The organism is Xanthomonas sp. NCPPB 2866 (assembly GCF_041475745.2).
GTDB lineage: Bacteria > Pseudomonadota > Gammaproteobacteria > Xanthomonadales > Xanthomonadaceae > Xanthomonas > Xanthomonas arboricola.
Window position 1 is genome coordinate 2915020 of the sequence record NZ_CM192975.1, and the last position, 18291, is coordinate 2933310.

The window sequence follows — 18291 nt, forward strand, 5'->3', positions numbered from 1 at the left end:
CCGGATCAGTCGCTGGCAGCGGCCTTGGCCGCTGCTGCCGCCGACCCGGCAGCATCTTCGGCGGCATACGGCGAGACACCACCGTCGGCGATGAAGCGGTCGATGCGCGCTTCCAGCACCGGCAATGGCACCGAGCCGGTCTGCAGCACCGCATCGTGGAAATGGCGCAGGTCGAATTTTTCGCCCAGGGCGGCTTCGGCCTTGCGCCGCAGCTCCAGGATCTTCAGCTCGCCCAGGTAATACGACAACGCCTGCCCCGGCCAGGCGATGTAGCGGTCCACCTCGGTGGTGACTTCGTGCTCGCTCAAGGCGGTGTTGTCGCGCAGATAGGCCTGCGCCTGCGCGCGCGTCCAGCCCTTGTGGTGGATGCCGGTATCGATCACCAGGCGGCAGGCGCGCCACATCTGGTAGGTGAGATAGCCGAAGCGGTCATAGGGCGTGTCGTACATGCCCATTTCCTGGCCCAGGTACTCCGAATACAGCGCCCAGCCTTCGCCATAGGCAGAAATGTAGGCGTAGCGGCGAAACTCCGGCAGCCCCTGCGCCTCTGCCGCCAGCGGCATCTGCAGCGCGTGGCCGGGCGAGGACTCGTGCAGCGTCAGTGCGGTCAGGTTGTACAGCGGCCGCGACGGCAGGTTGTAGGTGTTGACCAGATAGATGCCCGGGCCACCGCGCCCGCCGGTGTAGAACGGCGCCAGCTCCGGCGGCACCGGTTCGATCGCGAAGCGTCGGCGCGGCAGCCGGCCGATGTAATCGCCCACCTTGGCGTCCACGCGCTTGGCGATCCAGGCGGCCTGCTTGAGCAACTGTTCCGGCGTCTTGGCATAGAACTGCGGGTCGCTGCGCAGGAACTGCAGGAAGGCCGGAAACACCGCCTGCCCGGCCGGTGCCTTGAAGCCGCTGTCGGCGATGGTCTGATCCATCTGCGTGCGCAGCTTGGCCACTTCCTGCAGACCGATCTGGTGGATCTGCTCCGGGCTCAACTCCAGCGTGGTGAATTCGCGGATCTGCGCGCGGTAGTACGCCTGCCCGTCCGGCAAGGCTTCGCCGGCCAGCGTGGCGCGCGCGCGCGGCTGGTACTCGTTGCGGATGAAGTCCAGCAGCTTCGCGTAGGCCGGCAGCACCTGCGTATCGATGGTCTGCACTGCCTGCTGGCGCAATTGCGCCTGCACATCGGCAGGCAGCGTCGCCGGCATCTGCTTGAACGGTGCATAGAACGGATTGGCCTCGCCCTTGGCCTGCACCACGTCGGCGATGGACCCATCGCGCCCGGTCAGCGTGACCTTGGGTTGGCTGAATCCCCGCGCCAGGCCGGCACGCATATTGTCGGTGTGCTCGGCGAAATAGCGCGGGATATCGGCCAGCATCTTCAGATAGCGCCGGTAGTCCTCGCGTGTGCGCAGCTTGGCTTCGGCGCTGAAGCCCAGGTCGCTCCAGAACGCCGAGTCGCTGTTGAACGGCATTTCCCAGGCGCGAAAATGCTGCTGATCCAGCAGCACCAGCAGCTGCTGCCGGTACACCTGGTAGCTCACCTGATCTTCGGCCGGCAACTGCGCTGCCGGAATCGCATCCAGCTCCTTCAACGTCTGTTGCCAGTACGCGGTGCGCAGGTTTTGCGTGGCCACATCGACCTTGGGCAGATGGTCGGACTGCCTGTCCTGCGTGGCCTGGTTGTCTTCATCCACCGCACCGGACAGCTGCGCCTGGCGCCAGCGCCATTCGCGCGTGTACAGCGCCTTGAAGCGTGCCGCTGCACTGTCTTGCGTGCTTGCTGCGGGTGCAGGTGCTGCGGCCTGTGCTTGCGACACGGTGCCGCCCATAGCGGCTGCAATCAATACACTCAATGCGCTCGCGCGCCAGACGCTGTGGGTGCTCATCCGCGTGCCTCCGGCGCCGCCTTGGCTTGCGCGATCCACTGGCGCACGCGCTGCTGCAGCATCGCCAGCGGCATTGCGCCGCCGCCGAGTACCGCATCGTGGAAGGCGCGCACATCGAAGCGATCGCCGAGTTCTTTTTCCGCCTCCGCACGCAGCGCAAGAATCTGCAGCTGCCCCAACTTGTAACCCAACGCCTGGCCCGGCCAGACGATGTAGCGATCGGTTTCGGACTGGATGCTGGGCTCGTCATCGGACGGATGCGCGTGGAAGAAATCCACCATCTGCTGGCGGTTCCAGCGCTTGTAATGCACGCCGGTGTCGAGCACCAGGCGATTGGCGCGCAACAGCTCGCCGGACAGCCGGCCGTAGTCGTTGTACGGGTCCTTGAAGAAACCGATCTCCTTGCCCAGGCGCTCGGCGTACAGCGCCCAGCCTTCGATATAGGCGTTGTAGCCGGCCTGCTGGCGGAACGGCGGCAATGGCAACGTCTGCGCAAGCGAGATCTGCAGGTGATGGCCCGGCACGCCCTCGTGATAGGCGGTGGTTTCGATATTGACCAGCGTGCGGCTGGCGAAGTCGCTGGTGTTGACCTTGACGATGGCCGGCTTGGTGCCTTCCGGATTGCTCTGCCAGTATTCGGCGCCGGGCGCGCTGCGTCGGAATGCCGGCATCGCCTGCACTTCCAGCGGCGTCTTCGGCAGGTGGCCGAACAGCTTGGGCAACTCGGGTTCCATCGCGGCGATGTAATCGCGGTACTGCTGCAGGATCTGCTCGCCGGAGCTGGCGAAGTGGCGCTTGTCGGTATCCACCGCCTTGCGGAAGCTGGCCAGGTCGGCGAAGCCCTGCGCCTTGGCGATCGCCGTCATCTCGCCTTCGATGCGCGCCACTTCCTTCAGGCCGATCTGATGGATCTCCTCCGGCGCCATGTCGGTGGTGGTCTGGGTATGGATGGCATAGCGATAGCGGCGTTCGCCATCGGGCAGCGACCATACCCCTTCTTGCGCACGCCCTTGCGCGGCGTACTCGTCGCGCACGAACGCGGCCAGCTTGGTGTAGGCCGGGCGCACCTGTTGCTCGATCGCGGCCAGCAACTGCGTGCGCAGCGCAGCGCGCTGCTCGGCCGGCACCGCGGCGTCGAGTTTTTTCAGCGGCGAGGCGAACGGGCTCTGCTCGCCGGTCAGCGCGGCGATCTTGTCGATCTGCTCGGGCAGGCGCTCCAGCAGATAACGCGGCTGCACCAGCCCCTCCTTGGCGCCCTGCCGCGACACCGCGATCACCTGGTCGATCACCGTCGGAATCGTCTGCAGGCGCTTGATGTAGTCCTGATAATCCTTGGCGTTCTCGAACGGAAACGCATCGCCGTAACCGGCCAGCCCCAGCTGGATGCCGCCGATCGGCTCCAGCGGCATCGCATAGGTCTTCAGGTCGATGCCTTCCAGCTTGTCGCGCAACTGGCCGAGCATCATCTGCAGGCTGAGCTGGCGCTGCTCGTCCAGCGTCTTGCTGTCGATCGCTTCGAATTGCGTGAGCAGCTCGGCAGTGGCAGTGCGTTCGGCCTGCACGGCCTGAAGCGAATAGTCGCTCCAACGATCGTTGTACCGCTTGTCGCCGATGATGCTGGCGAACTCCGGGTTGTGCTGCAACTGGTACTGCCATTGCTTGTCCAGTAGCGCATCGAAGGCCTTGGCGGCTTGCTCGCCGGTTGCCGCAGCGGTGGCTGCAGCCGCCGTTTCCGCTGCCGGCGGCACCGGCTTGCAGGCTGTGAACAAGGCGGCGGCCAGCAGGCCGATGGCGACGGGACGCAGGTGGTTCATTCAGTTACTCCAAGAGGCAATGGCGGCTGTAGGAGCGCGCCTGAGCGCGACGGCTTTATCGGGACTGCCCGTCGCGCCCGGGCGCGCTCCTACGCGTGCGTGAGCCTGTAACGGCTCATGCAAACGGTTGGTCGATCGCCGGCGACGGCGGCGTAAACCACTGCGCGCCGGTATCGGTGACGTAAAAGTGGTCTTCCAGGCGCACCCCGAACGCACCGGGCACCACGATCATCGGCTCGTTGCTGGCGCACATGCCCGGCTGCAGCGGCTGCGCATTGCCGCGCACCAGATACGGCGCTTCGTGGATCGCCAGGCCGCAGCCATGGCCGGTGCGGTGCGGCAATCCTGGCAAGCGGTAGTCCGGGCCCAGCCCAGCGGCCTCCAGCACGCTGCGCGCGGCCTGGTCCACCGCTTCGCAGGCGAGCCCGGGGCGCATCGCCGCAAAAGCGGCTGCCTGCGCCGCCTGTTCCAGGTCCCAGATGCGCCGTTGCGCGTCGTCGGGCGTGCCGTAGATCCAGGTGCGGGTGATATCGGAGTGGTAGCCCTGCACGGTGCAGCCGGTGTCGATCAGCACCAGCTCGCCTGCGCGCAGGTGCTGCACGCCGGGAATGCCGTGCGGGAATGCGGTGGCATGACCAAACTGCACGATGCAGAAGGTCGAGCCGTTGTCCGCACCCAGCGCGCGATGCGCCTCGTCGATGAAGCGCACCAGCTGGTCGGTGCCGATGCCCTCCTGCGCGATGCCGGCGGCCAGCCGCTGCACCAGCAAGGTCATGTCGCAGGCCTGCTGCATCAGCGCCAGCTCGGCCGATGACTTGCACATGCGGCAGCCGTCGATGATGGCCGCGGCATCGCGGATCGCCGTGCCCAGGTGCGCGCGCAGGCCGGTGTGTATGGCAAAGGCGATGCCCGGATCCAGCGCCAGTGCATGCGCGTGGCGGTCGTCCATCACCTGCACCACCAGTGCGTACGGGTCCTCGTGTTCTTCCCACAGATGTTTGGCGACCGCGATCTTCAGCACCGCATCCAGCGAGCCTTCTTCGAACGCGGGGCAGATCAGCACCGGGTCGCCGTCCAGCGTGAGCAGCAGCGCGACCAGCCGCTCGCTCGCGCCCCAGGGCACGCCGGTGAAATAACGCAGCGACGTGCCAGCGCCGATCAACAGCGCATCCACGCCGTGCGCGCGCATCAGGCGGCGTGCGCGTTCGATGCGCTGGGCGTATTCCTGCGCGGCGATCGGCGCGGCGCGCTGCGTCCACGGCGTCAATTGCGCGCGCGCCTGTTCCAGCGACAGCCCGCCGATCTGGCTGCTCATGCGCCGGCTCCAAGGTCGGCGGTGCTCCATTGCCCATCGACCAGGCGCGCCACGCCACCCGGATTGCGCTGGCGCAGGTCGGCCGGCAGCAAGGCGTCCGGCACCGCGTCGTAGCTGTGCAGGGCGGCGAAGCGGCGGATCGAACCGGGCATGCCCACTGCGGTGAAGCCCGGGTGCCCGGTGCTGGGGAACGGCCCGCCATGATTCTGCGCCGCGCTCACCGCCACGCCGGTCGGCATCTTGCTGTTGATCAAGCGCCCAACCCGCGCCCGCAGCACCGGGGCGATGGCCTGCCAGGCCGCATCGTCGCTGCCATCGTCCGCACGGTACAGGGTGCCGGTGAGGTTGCCTTCGAATGCAGCGGCGATCTGCGTCATCTGCGCCACGTCGCGTGCACGCACCAGCAGGCTCACCGGGCCGAAGGCCTCGGTCTGCAACGCGTGCGGGCTGGTGAGGAAGGCCTGCGCATCCACGCTCAACAAGGTCGGCGCGTAGCGATAGCCGTCTTCGCCGGTATGCCCGCCGGCAAGCAGCGCGGCGCCGGCAGCGCGCAGGGCTGCCACACCGTGTTGCACGCCTTCCACGCCTGCACTGGAAAACAGCACCATCGGCATGGCGGCTTCGAAGTGCGCCGTGGTCGCGGCCACGAATGCATCGCCGGCCTCGCCCTGCGGCACCACCACCACCCCGGGATTGGTGCAGAACTGGCCGCTGCCCAGCGTGCACGAGGAGAAGAATTCCTGCGCCAGCGCCGCGCCGCGTTCGGCCAGTGCGCCCGGCAGCAGGAACACCGGGTTGACGCTGGACAGCTCGGCATAGAACGGCACGCCGGCCGCATCGGCGGCGGCCTTCAGCGCCAGCCCGCCCGCACGGCTGCCGGTGAAGCCGATCGCCCCCAGCCGCGCATCGCCGGCCAGCCGCAGGCCAGTGGCGTTGTCAAAGTGATACAGCAACTGCACCGTCGCAGCCGGCAGGCCCGCCGCAAGCAAGGCTGTGTGCGCAAGCTGCGCCATGCGCTGGCTGGTGGCCGGATGCAGCGGATGCGCCTTGGCGATCACCGGGTTGCGCGCGGCAATGGCCGAGGCGAAATCGCTGCCGGCAATCGCATTGAAGGCGAACGGGAAATTGTTCGGGCCAAACACCACCACCGGCTTGCCGAGTGGCGCCAGATGCGAACGCAGATCGGCAGCGGTGTCGATGATGGGTTGGGTCCAGCTATAGCTGCGCACCGCCTGGGCGGCCTGACGCAACTGCCCGCTGGTGCGCGGCAGCTCGTTGCCACGCAAGCGTGTGGGCGCCGGCAATGCGGTTTCTGCGTGGGCAAGCGCCACCAGGGTGTCGGCATCGGCATCCAGCGCGTCGGCGTAGGCGTCCAGAAACGCCGAAATCTTCTCGACCGGTGCCGCGGCAAGTTCCGCTGCAATCGCTTGCGCTGCCGCAACCGCGGTTTCGACATCATCTGCCCCGCTGACCGGAAACTGCGGCCCGATCGCCTCGCCCGTGCTCGGGTCGGCGGCACGGAAGCTGGCGCTCGCCGCGCGGCTGGGTTGCCACCGGCCGGCCAGCAATACCTCGGCCTGCTGTGCGGGAGGGGATTGGAGCGTCTCGTTCATTGCGGCACCTTCGGTTGCATGAGGACAGATTCTGCGCACTGTGCGGCAGCGGCCGACCAAAAAACGACGAGGATGCCGCGCTGATGCGACATCCTCATCGACCCACCTCGCGCTACGCCGGCCACCGCGTCCGCGCGTGCATCCGTGCGCGGCGCTCATCCGGTGGCGTGCAGCGCGAGCTCATCGTCAGGACAGTGTGGGCGCAGTGGCGATGGCGTGGTCGATGACCTTGAGCGCGGCCTCGCGCTCGGCACCATCGACCACCAGGCGCGGCGCACGCACGCGCTCGCTGCCCAGGCCGACCTTTTCCTGCACCAGTTTGATCAACTGCACGAACTTGGGCACGGTATCCAGGCGCAGCAGCGGCAGGAACCAGTCGTAGAGTTCCTTCGCCGCCGGGTAGCCGCCGTCGCGCGCGAGTTCGAACAGGCGCACCGATTCCTTCGGGTAGGCGTTGACCAGGCCGGCGATCCAGCCCTTGGCACCCATGCTCAGGCCCTCGACGATGGCATCGTCCATGCCCACCAGCAGCGCCAGACGATCGCCCAGCAGCTCCTGCAGCGCGGCGAAGCGGCGCACGTCGCCCGAGGATTCCTTCACTGCCTGCAGGTTGGGGAATTCGGCGGCCAGCTCGGCGATCTGCGCCGGGCCGAAATCGGTCTTGTAGGCCACCGGGTTGTTGTACAGGATCACCGGCAGGTCGGTGGCGGCGATCACCGCGCGCACATGCGCGCCCATCTCGCGCCAGTCGGTGGAGTAGACGTAGGGCGGCAACACCATCAGCCCGCCGCAACCGAGGTCCTTGGCCGCCTTGGCCAGCGCCACTGCCTCACCGGTCGCCAGGCTGGCGATGCCCGGCACCACCGGCACGCGGCCGTTCAATGCGCTAACCAGCGTCTTGAGCACGGCCAGCTTGTCGTCCACGCTCAAGGTGGCCGCTTCGCCCAGCGAGCCCAGCGGCACGATCGCGGTGCAGCCGGCGTCGACCAGTTGATTGGCGTGCTTGGCGAGGAAGTCGTGATCGATCTCGCCGGAGGCGGTGAACGGGGTGGTGATGGCCGGCAGCACGCCATGCCAGAACGCAGCAATACTCATGGATGATTCCCTTGCGAGTCGGAAGTGAACGGGTCGGCCAGCGCCGCGAGGCGGACCGGGAACAACGGCGGCCGGCGGCCGGCGTCGGTGGAAAGCGCGGGCGGGCAGCGCCCAAGCTCGGCGAGCGCGGTGCCGCAGATGCGGCCCTGACAGGCGCCCATGCCGCAGCGCGAAGCGAGCTTGGCATCGCGTGCATCGTTGAAGTTGTCCAGCGCGCCCAGCGGCACGTCTTCGCAGCGGCACACCAGCGTGTCGGGCTGCGCCAGCCTGCGGATGCGTGGATCAAGAGCGAACTGCTGTTGCAGCGCCTCGGCGAACGCACGCGCGGCACGTCGCCGCGGCTGCAGGCGCAGCGCAGCGTCCGGCGCGTCGGCAGCCATGTGCCCGGCCATCGCACCTTCGATCAACGCGCAATCGCGCCCGCCGATGCCGCAGGCCTCGCCGGCTGCAAAGACCTGCCGCACGCTGGTGCGCAGCAGTGCGTCCACATGCAGCTGTTGATGCGCGCCGTACGCGTCCAGCCGGCAACCGAGCAACTGTGCAAGTTCGGTGTTCGGCACCAGGCCATAGCCAACCGCCAACTGATCGCAGGCAACACGCGTGCGGCCGGCCGGCCCTTCGATCTCGATTTCACGCAGTTGCGTGTCGCCGTGTGCGGCAACGACAAAGCTGCCGGCGCGATACGCCACCGCGCGCAATTGCAGACGCAGCGCCACCGCCTGCGCGGCCTTGCCCGGCCAACGCCACAGCTGCAATGCGAACTGCCGCAACGCAGCTGCAGAGGTCTGTTCGTGGATGCCAAGCACCTGCGCGCCATGCCGTTGCAAGGTCGCCGCACTGGCCAGCAGCAGCGGGCCGCTGCCGGCGACCACCACGCGCTTGCCGGCCAACGGCCAGCCCTGTTTGGCCAGCGCCTGCGCCGCGCCGGCGCCGGTGACGCCGGGCAAGGTCCAGCCCGGAAACGGCAGCAGCAATTCGCGCGCGCCGGTGGCCAGCACCAGGGCGGCGTAATGCAGTTGCAGGGAACCGTGCGGGCCATCGGCCAGCAGCCAGCCCGGCTGCGCCAGCAGAATCTGCGTTTGCGTCAGCAGCGTGATCGACGCCGCGCCCTGCACCTGCCGCAACAGCGCGCGCGCATCGGCCGGCGCGCCGTGCCGCACATCGTTGCGCCACACCTGCCCGCCGGCACGCGGCTGCAGGTCGACCACGCCCACCCGCACGCCATGACTGGCCGCTGCCTGCGCCGCCGCCAGGCCGGCCGGGCCGGCGCCGATCACCAGCACATCGAAATGCTGCACGCGCTCAGCCATCGGTGCGTACCTGCATGCCGTCGCGCGCATCCACCAGGCAGGCGCGTTGCTGGCCGACGCCATCGATGCGCACCCTGCATTCGAAACACACGCCCATGCCGCACAACGGCGCGCGCGGCTGGCCGCTGCACGACTGCCGGAACTGCAGCGTCGCCAGCGCCACCGCAGCGGCCACGCTGGCGCCGGCCGGCACCTCGACCGCTTGCGCATCCACGTGCAGGCGCACCGTCGCGCTCATGCGGCTGCACCATGCACGGCGCGCGCCGGGGCGTATGGGCTGGGGTCGATGGCCGGGGTGCGCCCGAGCAGGCTGTCCACGATCACCCGCGCGCTCCCCAGCGCCGTGGTGACACCCAGCCCTTCGTGACCGGCGGCTACCCACACATCGCGCCGGCCGGGCACCGCCCCGAGATACGGGCGCCCGTCCGGCGTGGCCGGGCGCAGCCCGGTCCACACCCGGATCGCCTGCAATTCGCGCAGCACCGGCAGATAGGCGAATGCGCGCTGCAGCATCTGCTGCAACACCGGCAGCGACAGCGCGCGGTCGTGCTCGCCGAACTGGCGCGAGGAGCCGATCAGGATCTGCCCGGTCGGCCGCGGCTGCACATTGAAGGCCACGCTGGTGGCGTCGGCGCCATGCGCCGAATCGGCATAGCCCAGTTCCAGTAGCTGATGCCGGATCAAGCCAGGATGGCGGTCGGTGATGACCAGATGGCCCTTGCGCGGGCGCAGCGCCAGCTCAGGCAACAACTGCGGCAAGGCCACCCCGCTGGCCACCAGCACCGGGCCGGCCAACAGCTGGCCATCGTCCAGACGCACCCCATGCGCCTGCAACTGCTCCACCTTGCGGCCGGCAAACAGCTGCGCGCCCGCCTTGCAGGCCAGGCTCACCAGATGCCGCGCCACCCGCGGCGGATACACCACGGCCTCATCGGGCACGCGCATGCCGCCGGCCAGGCCCGCCACCAGTTGCGGCTCCAGTGCATACAACTGGCTGGCATCGATCGCGTCGGCATGCAGGCCGGCCGCCGCCAGCCGCGCGATCTTGGCCGGCACCGCCGCCAGTTCGCGCGCATCGCGGGCCACCCACAGCGTGCCGCAGCGGCTGAATTCGGCCTCGCTCAGTTGTGCGAAGCGCTCCCACAGCCGCAGCGAATACGCCGACAACGCCAGCTCGGCCGGGTCGTCGTCCATCGCCACCAGGTGCCCCATCGCCGCCGCGGTGGAACCGCCGCCGATCGGCCCCGGCTCGACGATCGCCACGCGCAGCCCTTCGCACGCGGCCGCCTCGGCGCAGGCCGCGCCGACGATGCCCGCGCCCACCACGATCAGGTCGTAGCTGCGTCGCGTGGACGCTGCCGACGGCGCCGCATCGGCGGCCGGCGCGCTGCCAACTCCCTCCGATGCGGGCCGCACTTCGTCCATCAGGCCACGATGCCCCAGGCGAACGGGTCGGCCGGGTCGATCAGCAGCTGCGCGCGCGCGGTGATGTAGGCGTGCCCGCTGATGCGTGGCGCAATGCCGCGCCCGCTCAGGCGATAGCTGCCTTCGAAGGCGCTGCCCAGAATGCCCTGCTGCACCCAGCGCTCGCCTTCGGCCAGCTTGCCGTCGGCGGCCAGGCAGGCCAGCTTGGCGCTGGTGCCGGTGCCGCACGGCGAACGGTCGTAGGCCAGCCCCGGGCACAGCACGAAGTTGCGCGCCACGCCGCTGCCGTCGGGTGCGCTGCCGTTGATTTCGATATGGTCGATCTCGCCACCGGCCTCGCCGGTGATGCCGGCCGCTTCCAGCGCCAGCCGGATCGCCTCGGTATAGGCGGTCAGCTCGCGCTGATGCGCCAGGTCCAGCGCACACGGCGCCTGCCCGGTGATGAAGAACCAGTTGCCGCCCCAGGCCACATCGCCACGCACCGGCCCGTAACCGGGCACGTCCACGTCCACCTCGGTCGCGACGCGATAGCTGTCGACATTGTCGACCGACACCGTGCCGTCTTCGGCCAGTTCCACGCCGACCGTGCCGACCGGCGTCTCAATGCGGTGCTGGCCCGGCGCGATGCGCCCCAGCTCGGCCAACGTGCGCACCACGCCGATGGTGCCGTGCCCGCACATGCCCAGGTAGCCGACGTTGTTGAAGAAGATCACCCCGGTGCAGGCGCTGGGGTCGCGGGCCGGCAGCAGCAAGGCGCCGACCATGGTGTCCGAGCCGCGCGGTTCGCAGGCGATCGCGCTGCGCCACTGGTCGAAATCGCGGCCAAACCGCTCGCGGCATTGCGCCAGATCGCCATCGCCCAGATCGGGGAAGCCGGAGAGGACCACGCGGGTAGGTTCGCCGGCCGTATGGGAGTCGATGACGTCGATGGTGTGCATGGCTCATGCTCCCACTGCCGGCTGGCGGACGACTAGCGTCCAATGCGAGTTGCAAATGCGGAAATCCGCACAATCGACAACCCGCTTCACAGCCCCGCGTTTGCGCTAGGATCAATACAGGGCCGCGCCTTTCGTGCAGCCGTCAATCGTGACCGCCACCATGACGCCGATGGACCTCAACCTTCCCGCGCTGGAAATGCAGACGCTGTTCGATGCGCTGCCGGACGTGGTGTTCTTCATCAAGGACAGCGAGGGCCGCTACACCCATTGCAACCTGACGCTGGTGCGCCGGCTCGGACGCAAACTGCGCAGCGAAATCATCGGCCGCTCGCCACTGGAAGTGTTCCCGCTGCCGCTGGGCGGCAGCTACATGATGCAGGACCGCCGCGTGCTGTGTGGCGAGCTCATCGACAACCAGCTGGAGGTGCATCTGTATCCCAACCGCCTGCCCGGCTGGTGCCTGACCTTCAAGCGCCCGCTGTGCGAGGCCAATGAAGTGATTGGCGTGGTCGGCATTTCGCGCGATCTGGGCCAGCCCGACAGCCGGCACTCGGCGTACGAGCGCCTGAGCCAGGTGATGGATCACATGCAGGCCAACTTCGGCGACAACCTGCGCGTGCAGAGCCTGGCCGACCTGGCCGGCCTGTCGGTGGCGCAGCTGGAACGGCACTTCCGCCGCGTGTTCCAGGTGACCCCGCAGCAACTGCTGACCAAGCTGCGGATCGAATCGGCGATGCGGTTGCTGTACGGCGACGACAGCATCGCCAGCATCGGGCAACGCTGCGGCTTTGCCGACCAGAGCGCATTCGCGCGCCAGTTCAAGGCAACCGTCGGCATGACCCCGCGCGATTACCGTGCGCTCAAGGGGCAGTTGTAGGCGCGCAAACACACGCTGACACACCGCTGGCACAAATGCCGAATTCGGCAGCATTGGCGATACCGGGGCGATGCGGTTTGCGCGGGTCGTTGCACCGCTGTCGCGACGCGCAGGAGGTGGCACAGACAGGGCCGCGCTGAAGGTCGCGTCAAGGCGGCCCCGGGCCCGGATGGTAGACTTTCCGGTTTCCCCTACCGCGTTGCCAATGGCCAGCTTTTTCCGCCGTAACAAGCCCACCACGCCCGACAGCGCGCGTACCTCGCGCTATAGCCTGGAAGAACTGGCAGCCGCATTCCCCACCGCGCCGTCTGCCGCCACCCCGGCATCGCCGGTCGAGGCAATGCCGACTGCCGAACCCGGCACATCGGCCACACCAGCGTCGCCCGCGCCTGCTGCACCGGCACGCAGCGATGCGGTAACGCCGACGCCAGCCATAACGCCGCCGGCCGCGTCACCGGCCGACCAGCTTGCCCGGGACATCGCCGCGCGCACTGGCCAGGCGCAGAGCATTGCTGCAGTCCCCAATGCACCCACGCCGCCGGCCACGCCGGCACCTGCGGCCCTGCAGGCGCTGCCCGATCCGCTTCCGTCTGCCGCGCCGCACGCACCCACGGTAGTGGTGCCGCCACCGGTGGTCGTGCCGCCGCACAGCGCACCCGCGCAGCCGGCAGGCACGCCGGCACCGACGCCTGCGCAAGGCGCCGCGCCCGCAGTCGTACCGTCGACTGCAACACCTGCTGCCACGCCTGCTGTCGTGACACCCGCTGTCGTGACACCTGCCGCCGCAACAGCTGCGCCCACAGTGCAACCGGCCGTCGCCCCGTTGCCCACCGCCGCGCCCGGCGTCGTCGCCCCGGCCGTGATCAGCGCCCCAGTGCCGGCCAGTTCCGACAACGACAGCATCGTCGGCCAGCGCGATGCGCTACCGGCCGCCCCGGCCGGCAAGCCGGGCTGGCGCGACCGTCTGCGCAACAGCAGCTTCGCGCGCAGCTTCGGCGGTCTGTTCTCGCGCAACCCCAAGCTCGACGACGACCTGCTCGACGAGATCGAAACCGCGCTGATCACCGCCGACGTCGGCATCGGCGCGACCACCGCCCTGGTCGAAGGGCTGCGCAAGCGCATGAAGTCGCGCGAGTTCGCCGATGCGCAGGCGATGTTCAAGGCCTTGCGCGCCGATCTGATCGCGCTGCTGCAGCCGGTTTCCAAACCGCTGGTCATCGACCGCTCGGCCAAGCCCTTCGTGGTGCTCACCGTCGGCGTCAACGGCGTCGGCAAGACCACCACCATCGGCAAGCTGGCCAAGCGCTTCAAGGACGACGGCAACAGCCTGATGCTGGCCGCCGGCGACACCTTCCGCGCCGCGGCGGTGGCGCAGCTGCAGGCCTGGGGCGATCGCAACGGCGTGGCCGTGATCGCGCAGGGGCAGAATGCCGACGCCGCCTCGGTGGCGTTCGACGCGCTGCAGGCCGCCAAGGCGCGTGGCACCGAGGTGTTGATCGCCGACACCGCCGGCCGCCTGCACACCCAGACCGGGCTGATGAACGAGCTGGGCAAGATCCGCCGCGTGCTCGGCAAGATTGATGCCGCCGCACCGCACGAGGTGCTGATGGTCATCGACGGCACCACCGGCCAGAACGCCATCTCGCAGCTGCGCCAGTTCCATGCCGCGGTCGGCGTCACCGGCCTGGTCGTCACCAAGCTCGATGGCACCGCCAAGGGCGGCGTGGTGTTCGCACTGGCGCGCGAGTTCAATATCCCGATCCGCTTCGCCGGCATCGGCGAACGCCCGGAAGACCTGCGCGTGTTCGACCCGGTCGCCTTCGTCGACGCCCTGCTGCCGGAAGCACTGGGCAGCTGAGTGGCAGAGGCCTGCCCGCATCTGCAAGCGCTGTGCGCGCAGGCGCTGCAGGCAGGCTGCACGCTACGGGGAGTGTCCGGCGACTGGTCGCGCGCCAGGCGTGTCCTGGAGTTCGCCCAGCCATTGCCGGCGGCGTTGCGCAAGCAGGCGCGGCGCAACGCGGAGCTGGTCCATTACCATGCACCGGCCGCACCGCACTGGCCTGGCGATGAAGGCTTCTTCTGCGACCAATGCCGGGTTGGACTTGCGTTTCCGCTGCACTGATCGGCCTACCGCCATACGCGCACAGCCGGGCGTCATCCGCCCGACGTCATCGCCCCCTTCGCCAGCAGACCTCATGCCAGCCGATCACGCCACTGCCACCACTGACGCCTTTGTCGACCGCCTGCTGCACTGGTTCGACGGCCACGGCCGCCACGACCTGCCCTGGCAACATCCGCGCGCGCCTTACCGGGTGTGGTTGTCGGAAATCATGCTGCAGCAGACCCAGGTTGCGGTGGTCATTCCATATTTCCACAAGTTCGTCGCCCGCTTTCCGACCCTGGCCGACCTGGCCGCAGCCGACAACGACACCGTGATGGCGCACTGGGCCGGGTTGGGCTACTACGCACGCGCACGCAACCTGCATGCCGCAGCCCGGCAGTGCGTCGCCCTGCACGATGGCGAGCTGCCACGCGATGTCGATGCGTTGCTGGCGCTGCCCGGCATCGGCCGCAGCACCGCCGGCGCGATCCTCAGCCAGGCCTGGAACGACCGCTTCGCGATCATGGACGGCAACGTCAAACGCGTGCTGACGCGCTTCCACGGCATTGCCGGCTATCCCGGCCTGCCGGCGATCGAAAAGCAGTTATGGCAACTGGCGACGACGCATGTGGCGCAGGTGCCGGCCGGCCGCCTGGCCGACTACACCCAGGCGCAGATGGATTTCGGCGCCACGCTATGCACACGCGCCAAACCGGCCTGCGTGCTGTGCCCGCTGCAGGACGATTGCGTGGCGCGCCGCGATGGACTGGTGGAGGCACTGCCCACGCCCAAGCCCGGCAAGGCGTTGCCCGGGCGCGAAGCCACCGCCTTGCTGCTGGAAAACGCAGACAGGCAGATCCTGCTGCAGCGCCGCCCGCCGACCGGCATCTGGGCCTCGCTGTGGACGCTGCCGCAGGCCGAGACCGACAGCGGCATGCGCGCATGGTTCGACAAACACATCGATGGCAACTACGACCGCGCCGACGAATTGCCGCTGATCGTGCACACCTTCAGCCATTACCGGCTGCATCTGCAGCCCTTGCGCCTCGGCAAGGTCGCACTGCGCCCGGCGGTACGCGACAATGACGACCTGCGCTGGGTCGCCCGCGCCGATCTCGCATCGCTGGGCTTGCCGGCGCCGATCCGCAAACTGCTCGACGCCCTCTAGGCGCGCACTCAAAGGAATCCGCATGTCCCGTACCGTGTTCTGCCAGTACCAGCAATGCGACACCGAAGGCCTGGATTTTGTGCCGTATCCCGGCGAGCTCGGCCAGCGCGTGTTCGCGCAGATCGGCAAGAGCGCATGGCAGGCCTGGCTGGCGCATCAGACCATGCTGATCAACGAAAACCGGCTGTCGCCGCGCGACCCCAAGCACCGTGCGTTTCTCGAAGCCGAGTTGCAGAAGTTCCTGTTCGAACGCAATGCCGACAAGCCGGATGGCTATGTCGCGCCGATGGGCGAAGAGTAAGCACGTCGGGATTCAGCGCGGCCAACAGACCACTGCGCTCACTGCCGGACAGGCGCGGTCTGTGACCGGGATCGGCGTGCATCACGCATGCCCTCCAGATCCTGCGCCACACTTCCTTCGGGCTGGGCACTGCTGGCCGCGGCTTTAGCCGTTGTCAGACAGGACAGAGCGAGCGCAGCGAAGGACAGGCCTGCAATGCAGCAGCCGCTACACGATCGCAGCGACCATCTGCAGGCGACTTCAGGGCATCGCACCGCCCTGAATCGCACCGCCCGGATGCGTGCGCCTCAACCGACGCCGGTCGGCCCGTCCAGCAGCATACGGATCCGCTTGAGCAGCTCCTTCTGCGTATACGGTTTGTTGACCACGTCGAACTCCGCGCCGCCCACGTCGGTGCGCTGAATGCTGGCATCGGCATAGCCGGTGGTCAGCAGGACCTTGATCCTGGGCAGCATCCGCCGCGCCTCGCGGGCCAGCACCACGCCATTCATGCCACCGGGCATGATCAGATCGGTGAACAGCGCATCCACTTCCGCATGCTGCTCGAGTAACTCGATCGCCTCGCGCCCGCTGGCTGCAGAGAGAATGCGGTAACCGGCGTTTTCCAGGAACATCCTGGCCACCACCGCCACGTCCTGCTTGTCTTCCACCACCAGGATGGTCTCGCTGCCGCCCTTGTCGATGGCACGGCTCTTGACGGCCTGCAGGTCGTTCTCGAACTCGTTGGATGCGGGGAAATACAACCGCACCGTGGTGCCTTCGCCCACTTCGCTGTAGATGCGCACGGTGCCGCCGGACTGCTTGACGAAGCCGTACACCATCGACAGACCCAGGCCTGTGCCCTGCCCCTCGTCCTTGGTGGTAAAGAACGGCTCCATGACGCGGCTGGCCACCTCCGGCGGCATGCCCAAGCCCGTGTCGCTGACGGCAATGCTCACATAGCGACCCGGCGCCAACTGGTGGTGCATGGCCAGATCGTGGCTGGTGATTTCCACGTTCTGGGTCTGCACGGTCACTTCCTTGCGCTCGGACTGCGCCATGGCATCGCGCGCATTGATCAGCACGTTCAACAGCGCCACTTCGGCCTGGGTGGTGTCGATCTGGCAGTTCCACAGCCCCTCTTCCAGCGACTGCCGCAGGCTGATGCCGCCCCCCAGCGTGCGCTCGGCCATGTTGTTCATGCCCGACACCAGGCCATTGAGATTGACTACCCGCCCCCGCAATTTCTGCTTGCGCGAAAACGCCAGCAATTGCTGGGTCAGGGTGGCCGCCTTGGCCGCGGCCGTTGCGGCATGTTCGGCGCTGAAGGCGATGCGTTCGGCATTCCTGGCGGCATCGCCGGAGACCATCATCTGGATCACTTCCAGATGCCCGGACATCACCTGCAGCAGATTATTGAAATCGTGCGCGATGCCGCCGGTCAACTGCCCCAGCGCTTCCATCTTCTGCGCCTGGCGCAAGGCGTCCTCGGCATCGCGGCGACGACTCACGTCCAGCTGCGAACCGAAGAAGTAGACCAGGTTGCCTTGCTCGTCGAACACCGGCGAGACGAACAGCGCGTTCCAGAACGAGGAACCATCCTTGCGGTAATTCAGCACCTCGGTGGCGAATTCGCGGCGTTGCTCGATGGACTCGCGCACGTCCTGCACGCTGGCCGGATCGGTTTCCGGGCCCTGCAGGAAACGGCAGTTGTTGCCGATGATCTCCTCGGACGAATACCCGGTCATCTCCAGGAACGCCCGGTTGGCGAACACGATCGGATTGTCGGGCAGGTGCGGGTCGGTGACCGTCATCGGCATCCGCGTGGTTTCCACCGCGGCAAAAAAGATATCCGAGCGATGCTTCTCCACAGGCAGGCTGCGAGATTCGCTGATATGAGGCGCCCGCAGCTCTCCGTTACCAGGATCGTTCAAGTGCATGTTCTCCGCGGGGCCATTCCCGTGGCGATAGTCTAGTTGGGGCCGGTGAGTTGATTCCTCACATCCATGAGCCTTTCCCGTACGGCCGCGCCCGCCGATGCAACCCGGCGTGCGGCAGGCAGCACGCGCTAATGCGGCGCCACCTTGGAAAACACGTTGATGACCACCGCACCGGCCACGATCAGGCCCATGCCCAGCAGCGCCGGCGCATCCAGCCGTTGTCCGTGCACGGCCAGGCCACCAGCGAAATCAACACGATGCCCGCGCCCGACCACATGGCGTAGGCGATGCCGACCGGGATCACGCGCAGCGTCAGCGCCAGGAAATAGAACGAAATGCCGTAGCCCAGCACGGTGAGCAGCGATGGCCACATGCGCGTGAAGCCTTCGCTCGATTTGAGCGCCGCCGTGGCGGTGACTTCTGCGCAGATCGCGATTGCCAGGAATATCCAGTTCTTCATCGCCGCACCTTGCCCGTGGAATGCGGCGACCATAGCCGCAGGCACCGGCTTGCTTGCAAGCGCGTCGCTGTGCGCCAT

At 68.0% G+C, this 18291-nt stretch carries 14 protein-coding genes and 1 pseudogene; 4 read left to right on the plus strand and 11 right to left on the minus strand.

Features of this window, described 5'->3' with window-relative positions; all coding sequences use genetic code 11:
• Positions 1-5: 5 nt before the first annotated feature.
• From ACCQ04_RS12420 to ACCQ04_RS12460, 9 genes are all read right to left on the minus strand, one after another.
• Complete coding sequence (locus ACCQ04_RS12420; protein ID WP_226427636.1) at positions 6-1877, minus strand: DUF885 domain-containing protein; 1872 nt, start codon at positions 1875-1877, stop codon at positions 6-8.
• Positions 1874-3691 (minus strand): DUF885 domain-containing protein, encoded by a 1818-nt coding sequence (locus ACCQ04_RS12425; RefSeq protein ID WP_226427635.1) that lies wholly within the window; start codon positions 3689-3691, stop codon positions 1874-1876. The genes ACCQ04_RS12420 and ACCQ04_RS12425 overlap by 4 nt, the downstream gene beginning before the upstream one ends.
• Positions 3692-3806: 115 nt before the next feature.
• Entirely contained in the window at positions 3807-5006 is a 1200-nt protein-coding gene (locus ACCQ04_RS12430) for a M24 family metallopeptidase (RefSeq protein WP_226427634.1), read from the minus strand.
• On the minus strand, positions 5003-6619 hold the full coding sequence (locus ACCQ04_RS12435; protein WP_226427633.1) for an aldehyde dehydrogenase family protein: 1617 nt from the start codon (positions 6617-6619) through the stop codon (positions 5003-5005). The genes ACCQ04_RS12430 and ACCQ04_RS12435 overlap by 4 nt, the downstream gene beginning before the upstream one ends.
• A gap of 186 nt (positions 6620-6805) precedes the next feature.
• Entirely contained in the window at positions 6806-7714 is a 909-nt protein-coding gene (locus tag ACCQ04_RS12440; protein WP_065031659.1) for a dihydrodipicolinate synthase family protein, read from the minus strand.
• On the minus strand, positions 7711-9024 hold the full coding sequence (locus tag ACCQ04_RS12445) for an NAD(P)/FAD-dependent oxidoreductase (RefSeq protein WP_226427632.1): 1314 nt from the start codon (positions 9022-9024) through the stop codon (positions 7711-7713). The genes ACCQ04_RS12440 and ACCQ04_RS12445 overlap by 4 nt, the downstream gene beginning before the upstream one ends.
• Positions 9017-9262, minus strand: a complete 246-nt coding sequence (locus tag ACCQ04_RS12450; RefSeq protein ID WP_054592583.1) for a 2Fe-2S iron-sulfur cluster-binding protein — start codon at positions 9260-9262, stop codon at positions 9017-9019. Before ACCQ04_RS12450 ends, ACCQ04_RS12445 begins: the two co-directional genes overlap by 8 nt.
• Positions 9259-10449, minus strand: coding sequence for an NAD(P)/FAD-dependent oxidoreductase (locus tag ACCQ04_RS12455; RefSeq protein WP_104576040.1), 1191 nt, complete (start codon positions 10447-10449; stop codon positions 9259-9261). Before ACCQ04_RS12455 ends, ACCQ04_RS12450 begins: the two co-directional genes overlap by 4 nt.
• Positions 10449-11387 carry a proline racemase family protein gene (locus ACCQ04_RS12460; protein WP_024937897.1) on the minus strand — a complete coding sequence of 313 codons (939 nt, stop codon included), beginning with the start codon at positions 11385-11387 and terminating at the stop codon, positions 10449-10451. The genes ACCQ04_RS12455 and ACCQ04_RS12460 overlap by 1 nt, the downstream gene beginning before the upstream one ends.
• A gap of 160 nt (positions 11388-11547) precedes the next feature.
• On the opposite strand from ACCQ04_RS12460, the gene ACCQ04_RS12465 reads away from it, so the two are divergent.
• The 4 genes from ACCQ04_RS12465 (at position 11548) to ACCQ04_RS12480 (ending at position 15834) form a co-directional block, all read left to right on the plus strand.
• Positions 11548-12264 carry an AraC family transcriptional regulator gene (locus tag ACCQ04_RS12465; RefSeq protein WP_024937898.1) on the plus strand — a complete coding sequence of 239 codons (717 nt, stop codon included), beginning with the start codon at positions 11548-11550 and terminating at the stop codon, positions 12262-12264.
• Between the two features lie 205 nt (positions 12265-12469).
• Positions 12470-14122, plus strand: coding sequence for a signal recognition particle-docking protein FtsY (ftsY, locus tag ACCQ04_RS12470; protein ID WP_226427631.1), 1653 nt, complete (start codon positions 12470-12472; stop codon positions 14120-14122).
• A 337-nt stretch (positions 14123-14459) separates the two neighbouring features.
• Positions 14460-15533, plus strand: a complete 1074-nt coding sequence (mutY, locus tag ACCQ04_RS12475; RefSeq protein WP_226427630.1) for an A/G-specific adenine glycosylase — start codon at positions 14460-14462, stop codon at positions 15531-15533.
• Positions 15534-15555: 22 nt separating this feature from the next.
• Positions 15556-15834, plus strand: coding sequence for an oxidative damage protection protein (locus tag ACCQ04_RS12480; protein WP_104622843.1), 279 nt, complete (start codon positions 15556-15558; stop codon positions 15832-15834).
• 287 nt (positions 15835-16121) lie between these two features.
• On the opposite strand, the gene ACCQ04_RS12485 is transcribed toward ACCQ04_RS12480, so the two are convergent.
• Together ACCQ04_RS12485 and ACCQ04_RS12490 are read right to left on the minus strand one after the other, a co-directional pair.
• Positions 16122-17747: a hybrid sensor histidine kinase/response regulator gene (locus ACCQ04_RS12485; RefSeq protein ID WP_054592577.1), complete on the minus strand. Its 1626-nt coding sequence runs from the start codon at positions 17745-17747 to the stop codon at positions 16122-16124.
• 134 nt (positions 17748-17881) lie between these two features.
• Positions 17882-18213 (minus strand): annotated as a pseudogene (locus ACCQ04_RS12490) (SMR family transporter).
• Positions 18214-18291 lie beyond the last annotated feature (78 nt).

What these genes read in the sequence shown, in the direction of transcription:
- ACCQ04_RS12420 (WP_226427636.1), bottom strand. Translation starts at nt 1,877, where the DNA reads ATGAGCACCCACAGCGTCTGGCGCGCGAGCGCATTGAGTGTATTGATT.
- ACCQ04_RS12440 (WP_065031659.1), bottom strand. Translation starts at nt 7,714, where the DNA reads ATGAGTATTGCTGCGTTCTGGCATGGCGTGCTGCCGGCCATCACCACC.
- ACCQ04_RS12465 (WP_024937898.1), top strand. Translation starts at nt 11,548, where the DNA reads ATGACGCCGATGGACCTCAACCTTCCCGCGCTGGAAATGCAGACGCTG.
- ACCQ04_RS12425 (WP_226427635.1), bottom strand. Translation starts at nt 3,691, where the DNA reads ATGAACCACCTGCGTCCCGTCGCCATCGGCCTGCTGGCCGCCGCCTTG.
- ACCQ04_RS12455 (WP_104576040.1), bottom strand. Translation starts at nt 10,449, where the DNA reads ATGGACGAAGTGCGGCCCGCATCGGAGGGAGTTGGCAGCGCGCCGGCC.
- ACCQ04_RS12480 (WP_104622843.1), top strand. Translation starts at nt 15,556, where the DNA reads ATGTCCCGTACCGTGTTCTGCCAGTACCAGCAATGCGACACCGAAGGC.
- ACCQ04_RS12450 (WP_054592583.1), bottom strand. Translation starts at nt 9,262, where the DNA reads ATGAGCGCGACGGTGCGCCTGCACGTGGATGCGCAAGCGGTCGAGGTG.
- ftsY (WP_226427631.1), top strand. Translation starts at nt 12,470, where the DNA reads ATGGCCAGCTTTTTCCGCCGTAACAAGCCCACCACGCCCGACAGCGCG.
- ACCQ04_RS12445 (WP_226427632.1), bottom strand. Translation starts at nt 9,024, where the DNA reads ATGGCTGAGCGCGTGCAGCATTTCGATGTGCTGGTGATCGGCGCCGGC.
- ACCQ04_RS12430 (WP_226427634.1), bottom strand. Translation starts at nt 5,006, where the DNA reads ATGAGCAGCCAGATCGGCGGGCTGTCGCTGGAACAGGCGCGCGCGCAA.
- ACCQ04_RS12435 (WP_226427633.1), bottom strand. Translation starts at nt 6,619, where the DNA reads ATGAACGAGACGCTCCAATCCCCTCCCGCACAGCAGGCCGAGGTATTG.
- mutY (WP_226427630.1), top strand. Translation starts at nt 14,460, where the DNA reads ATGCCAGCCGATCACGCCACTGCCACCACTGACGCCTTTGTCGACCGC.
- ACCQ04_RS12460 (WP_024937897.1), bottom strand. Translation starts at nt 11,387, where the DNA reads ATGCACACCATCGACGTCATCGACTCCCATACGGCCGGCGAACCTACC.